Source organism: Syntrophorhabdales bacterium (assembly GCA_035541455.1).
In the GTDB taxonomy this organism is placed as follows: Bacteria; Desulfobacterota; Syntrophorhabdia; order Syntrophorhabdales; family WCHB1-27; genus JADGQN01.
Genome location: DATKNH010000130.1, coordinates 1 through 5,382, shown reverse-complemented (window position 1 = coordinate 5,382; position 5,382 = coordinate 1). Strand labels below are relative to the sequence as shown.

Annotated in this window: 8 protein-coding genes; 6 read left to right on the top strand and 2 right to left on the bottom strand. The window is 54.4% G+C overall.

Features of this window, described 5'->3' with window-relative positions:
- From VMT71_14105 to VMT71_14090, 4 genes are all read left to right on the top strand, one after another.
- Positions 1-385, top strand: a 385-nt coding sequence (locus tag VMT71_14105) for a hypothetical protein (GenBank protein HVN25102.1), incomplete at its 5' end; no start/stop codon positions are given.
- Positions 386-565: 180 nt separating this feature from the next.
- Entirely contained in the window at positions 566-1,096 is a 531-nt protein-coding gene (locus tag VMT71_14100; protein HVN25101.1) for a hypothetical protein, read from the top strand.
- 116 nt (positions 1,097-1,212) lie between these two features.
- Complete coding sequence (locus VMT71_14095; protein ID HVN25100.1) at positions 1,213-1,998, top strand: hypothetical protein; 786 nt, start codon at positions 1,213-1,215, stop codon at positions 1,996-1,998.
- 53 nt (positions 1,999-2,051) lie between these two features.
- A complete protein-coding gene (locus VMT71_14090; GenBank protein ID HVN25099.1) occupies positions 2,052-3,008 on the top strand; it encodes a fumarylacetoacetate hydrolase family protein in 957 nt (318 codons plus the stop codon).
- Between the two features lie 70 nt (positions 3,009-3,078).
- Here the strand turns inward: VMT71_14090 and VMT71_14085 are convergent, their stop codons facing one another.
- Positions 3,079-3,552 (bottom strand): hypothetical protein, encoded by a 474-nt coding sequence (locus VMT71_14085; protein HVN25098.1) that lies wholly within the window; start codon positions 3,550-3,552, stop codon positions 3,079-3,081.
- Positions 3,553-3,848: 296 nt separating this feature from the next.
- Between VMT71_14085 and VMT71_14080 the strand changes: the two genes are divergently transcribed.
- Both VMT71_14080 and VMT71_14075 read left to right on the top strand, forming a co-directional pair.
- Positions 3,849-4,175 (top strand): hypothetical protein, encoded by a 327-nt coding sequence (locus tag VMT71_14080; protein HVN25097.1) that lies wholly within the window; start codon positions 3,849-3,851, stop codon positions 4,173-4,175.
- Between the two features lie 193 nt (positions 4,176-4,368).
- Positions 4,369-4,821 carry a cupin domain-containing protein gene (locus tag VMT71_14075; protein ID HVN25096.1) on the top strand — a complete coding sequence of 151 codons (453 nt, stop codon included), beginning with the start codon at positions 4,369-4,371 and terminating at the stop codon, positions 4,819-4,821.
- A 65-nt stretch (positions 4,822-4,886) separates the two neighbouring features.
- On the opposite strand, the gene VMT71_14070 is transcribed toward VMT71_14075, so the two are convergent.
- The coding region (locus VMT71_14070; protein HVN25095.1) for a hypothetical protein at positions 4,887-5,382 on the bottom strand (496 nt) is incomplete at its 5' end.

Genomic DNA, 5,382 nt, shown 5'->3' with positions numbered 1-5,382 from the left:
TTTCGGCATAGGGCCCTTTGTGCAGGGGAGCTGGTACGGCGACCACACGGGTGTCATGAAGAATCAGTGGGACGTGAACCTGGGCATCTCAGCCCAGTACAAGGTGCCGGTGGGCGGCTGTGCTCTGACGGTCTACGGCGGGCCTTTTGCCTACTGGCACCAGGCAGACAGCAGCCTGCCGTACCACTCTCTTTTCTGGCATCAGGCAGCACTCGGGCTTCCCCCCGGCCCCATAGCTCCACAGGACGACATCAAGCAGAAGAATAACGTGGGCGGTTTTCTCGGGGTGAAGTTCCCGATCGTGAACCAAAAAGTATTCTTCACCGTCGAAGGTCAGCTGACAAACGAGGTGGGGGCAGGAGCCTCAATAGCATACGCATTTTAGACAAGGCAGACAGCATGACGGATTGAGATTCACTTGACGCGGCAGGTGGTTGCCGTAATGGAGCAGAGGGCCGGCCGACGGGTTTTAGCGGCTCGCTACCCGAACGTATATGACATGAGCCTGTTGAGCCGGCTCTGTTGCTCCAATAATAGTTAAGCAGACGGAGGGGCGGAGGTTCGTATGGCCTTTGTTGCCGCATTAGATAGTATCGTGTTGTTTCCGCTTGCGTGGGTATTCTATCTCTTATGGAGGGAACGGCGCAAGTTCAGATCCCTTCTTCCCATCATCGCAGGCGTCGTCTTTCTGTTCATCGCAAGGCTTTGTGAAGTGTTGGTGGAGCACCCAACGGTGCACATCTTTCGACTTCTTGGTTTTCCCAGAGAGCCTTACTCGGTGATCATCACAATCGCTGGAGGATTTGCTGATGTGCTGGGCGTTCTTTTCCTGGTGACAGGGTTCATCAGAACAATCAAGGCACGCTGTGCACAGGAAGAAATCATTCACAGCCTCGAAGCATTGCTCCCGATATGCAGCGGCTGCAAGAAATACAAGTCTGAAGACGGTACCTGGCATCCGATAGAAAGATACTTGTTCGGAACCGGTTCACCCGAGATCACGCATGGGTTCTGCCCCGACTGCGCGTCCAAAATGAACCGGGAGATCAGTCTTTTGAAGGAATGTCGTAAGGGAAGGGTGGCCTTAAGAAATTAATTGTCACTGGAAGAAAGCCACCACCGCTTGCGAGCCCGTACGATGGTGAGTTAGAATCATTTGAAGTTCCTGCAACAGGCCTTAAGGGCCATCTTATTAAGACAGGAGAATGCGAGATGCCGATCAACACGTATCAAGCCAACCGCACAAATGCCGGCCTCAGGAGTGTCGTGCCGCCACTTTCGTTGAGCCTTGCCCGCAGCTTGAAAAAGGGCACACGCAAACTGGCGCTTGTTCTTCTCGCTGGACTTCTCCTCTCCTGCAGTCACGCTCCGGCGAATAAGAGCGCGAAGAGCGATTCCCAGAGCCAGCCTTCCAAAGCGGCATCCACTCAGAAAGCGGCGCCCGCCCAGGCTCGGCAGGATACTGGGCCAAGGCCGGGAGATACGCGCATGGTTGATGGAGTCGAATATGTCTACGGCAAGAACGTAAAGTATATGGTCAACCCTGGCGAACCGGAATATACCTGGGTGCGTAAAGACCAGTATTTCCCCGATGCCAATGAGTCTTCACGCACACGCGTGTTCACGCCTTCCAGACAGCAGGGAGCAGAAAGCGCGTCGCAGGCACCTTCCCCCGGTCAGGACGAGGCGGACAGAAAATGGGCGAGCATAGGTGAAGACGGCAACCGGATACAATACTTCTACGACAAGGCTGCCGTAGTATTTCCAACGCAAGGCTTCGTGCGGATTTGGAAAAAACGGGAGTTTCCCTCCGGGGCAGCGCAGAGAGAAATTGTGTCGCTCGATGAAATAGACTGCAGGGAAGCTCGGTACCACAGTCTGGAAGTCCGTGTGACCTACCGCGAAGGAATGACCCGCAATTTTGCTCAAGCGAGCCCGTGGACCAAAGTGTATCAGGACAGCGCCGAAGAGTACCTTATGAACCAATTCTGCCAATAGGTTCAACGACGCGAGCTTCGCACAAACACCATGAAAGGGCAGGGTGGGATGGTATGGATGAGGATGGGAGAGATTTCTTGAGGGGTGGGAAGAAGCGGGCCACAGAGCGCGGCATGGCGCGCGGCGTGATTCTGCTGACTATTCGCCGCGACAAAAAATATCGGCTCGGCGTCAAGACGGACAAGGGTATTCTGGATGTGCAGGTTGCGGCCAGGCTCCTTCGCATGCGCGCCCCGGCGACCGTAGACGACCTGCTTCAGAACGAGGAAGGACCAAGGCTGAATGCTCTTGTGGCCGCGGCTCTCACGTCGCGCTCCGCACAAAAAGCATTCTTCAAGGAAGGAACAATTGCCTACGGGCCGGTTGTGACGCGCCCGGAAAAGATCATCTGCATAGGCCTCAACTACCGTCGGCACGCTGCCGAAGTCGGAGCCCCGATACCGAAGCAGCCGATCCTTTTCAACAAATACAACAATGCGCTCGCCTGCCACAACGGCACCGTCAGGTTGCCGGTGGAGGTTGCGAAGAAATTCGATTATGAGGTCGAGCTGGTCATCGTGATAGGCCGCGAGGCAAAGAATGTAGGCGAGGCCGATGCCCTTTCCTACGTGGCCGGCTACACCATCGGAAACGATTTCTCAGCCCGCGATCTGCAGCTGGAGACGGGCGGCCAGTGGATGATCGGCAAGACGCCGGACCAGTTCGCTCCCGTAGGCCCGTATCTCGTTACAGCCGACCAGGTCGATCCGGACAATCTGAAGCTTGAATGTCGGGTGAATGGCGAGACGCGCCAGTCCTCGAACACGAGTGACATGATCTATAGCAGCCCGCAGCTGGTCAGCTTCATTTCTCGCCACATGACTCTCAAACCCGGTGACATTATTTTTACCGGTACTCCGGAAGGCGTCATCGTGGGTAAACCTAAAGAACAGCAGGAGTGGCTGAATGTTGGCGATACAGTCGCCTGCAGCATTGAGAAACTCGGCGAGTTGAAGTTCGATCTTGCGTGAATGAGCAGAAGCAGTTAGTTAGCCGTCGCTATCTTGCTTCTCTTCTGAGAAGCTGTCCAACAGCAAAAGATTATTGAGCGAAGCGACCGATGCCGGGTTGAGCTGTAATGCCGTTGCATAGTGCTCCCTTGCTTTTGCGAGGTCGCCCGCGAGGTAGTACGCATATCCCAGGTTGTTGTGTACCCGCGCTTTGTCTGGTGACTTTTTTTATTGTATCCTGCCAGAGGGCGAGTTCAGTTTTATAGGCGCGGTTGCGCGCCAGCGTTGTACTAGCAAGACGAAGCGCGATACAGCAGGCGGATACCAGCAGGAGCTTGCTTTGCACCGGCCGCACAGCAGACAAGCGTCCGAGCAGCATCCCGAAGAGAAGAAAGAGTCCCCAGCCTCCCAGGTAGAGGTGCCTTTCGTTGATCACGTCCGTGCGGGCTGCTACTGCGTAGACTGCCAGGGTGTGGACGAGAAACCAGAGTATGCCGAAGCCCACACAGGGGTACCTGCGCAAGGCAACAAGACCCGAGCAGAGCGCTGCGCCTGTGAGGACCACCTCTGCCGCTATGACGAATGAAAACCCGTAGACTGCCTGAAACTCCGGGTCGATGTTAAGGCTGAGTGACGTCTGTACTCCACAGACAAACGCTAATCTGCATATTCGGTATGATGCGATATGGTGGGTGAATCACATCAGAGGCGTCCGGAACGGGCGCGACAGGCATGGCGTATCGTATCAGGGCCTTCTGCCTCGATCAAGAGTTATTTGGCGAGTTGCCCCCTGGATTTTTCCCTTCGCCCTTCCTATATTTTGATAGAAGCATTAAACCTGTTGCGAGAAAGGAAAAGACGATGGAACAGCACTGGTCCTACAAAGGGTACGAGATCCGCGACGGCCTGAAGCCTGAGAGTAAGCATTTTCAGTATTTCTACGTTGTCTCGGAAAAATCGGAGAAGAAATGTAACTACTGCGTCTGGATAACAGATGAGGCACTGACTCGCGTTGGCGGGACGCGAGATTTCAACGCTATTGCTTCGTCACAGAGAGAGACGTGGAAGAAATGGGTCCAGAAGAAAATCGATGCCGGGGATTTCGATAACAAGGTCCTGAAATACAGCAAGGACGGCGAAGAAGAGATCGACTTGTCAGAAATGACTTCATATCTGTCCTTGGACTAGCCCGCAAGGCCATTCGAGAGCAGCAAGCTAAGAAGCAGCCACGCTGCGTCCCTGTATTCGTGCGCTGAAGAGGGGGCTTGTCGTTCTCTCCGGGTCGTTGTAGAATCTGCGAAAAGACAAGCAGGATATCAATTGTTCATCATCAGCCTGTGTCTGCAGACACGCAGAATCTAACAGGAGAAAAGGTGCTCCAATGATACAACGACCCTTTCGTATCCTCGCAACGCTTTCGATTGTCCTTCTGCTTCAGTCCGGCTGCGGCATGGTTCAGTGCAGTCAGCAGGCGAGTGCACCGTCGACCGTCACAAGGCAGCTCGTCAAAACCACCCGGAGCTGGAATAGTGCTTTGTTGCCCGAGTACCCGCAAGGCCAGCCCGAGATCACAATTCTGCGGATCAGCATTCCTCCCGGGACCAGGCTCGATACGCACACTCATCCGGTGATCAATGCCGGCGTGCTGCTGACCGGGCAGTTCACGGTCGTCACTGCAGATGGAAAAGTACTGCATCTCAAGGCAGGGGATCCCATCGTCGAGGTGGTGAACACGTGGCACTACGGCATCAACGAAGGAAACGTTCCAGCGGAGATTATCGTCGTTTATGCGGGCATTGTGAACACACCCATCACCGTCGTCGAACAGCGATAGGAAGACCTGCTTGCATGAGAGTGGACTGGACTGTTTGACGATTATGCAGCTGGTAGGAAACTGCGTTAACGGCACTGATCTTTGTTCTTCCAATTTTCCCGCAGGGGATTGGGTGCACCGCGCCATTTGGCGCGCACCTTGGCCGGGTAGAGCTTCCATTTCTCCGGCGGAACATAGTTGGCCGAGCAATAGGTCTTGGCCCGGAACTCCACTACCTTGGGGCAGTCACCGCTCACATCGTGGATGGTGAGGAGGCCGCAGCCACCCACGCCTCGGTAGCGTTTTTCGATAACAACTCTATTCTTGTTTTTACCGGTATAGCTGATGCTTCCGTATATCAATGGATCGGTGAACGTGATGAAATGACCTTCGTCTTTCAGCTCGGCGTAGACATCTCCAGTCCGCTTAGCATGTAACTTTCTGACATCCTCTTCGGTCTGGACAAAATAGAACTGCTCCAGCGGAAGCAATCTGCTCTCAATGGTATCGCCACGATCGGTGACTTTGTACAAAATCAGCTCGCTTTGCTGCATTGCCATTTCGCACTCAACCGCAATGATA

Bases quoted from the DNA above. Each gene is read 5' to 3' on its own strand.
- VMT71_14100 (HVN25101.1), top strand. From the start codon at position 566: ATGGCCTTTGTTGCCGCATTAGATAGTATCGTGTTGTTTCCGCTTGCG.
- VMT71_14095 (HVN25100.1), top strand. From the start codon at position 1,213: ATGCCGATCAACACGTATCAAGCCAACCGCACAAATGCCGGCCTCAGG.
- VMT71_14090 (HVN25099.1), top strand. From the start codon at position 2,052: ATGGATGAGGATGGGAGAGATTTCTTGAGGGGTGGGAAGAAGCGGGCC.
- VMT71_14080 (HVN25097.1), top strand. From the start codon at position 3,849: ATGGAACAGCACTGGTCCTACAAAGGGTACGAGATCCGCGACGGCCTG.
- VMT71_14075 (HVN25096.1), top strand. From the start codon at position 4,369: ATGATACAACGACCCTTTCGTATCCTCGCAACGCTTTCGATTGTCCTT.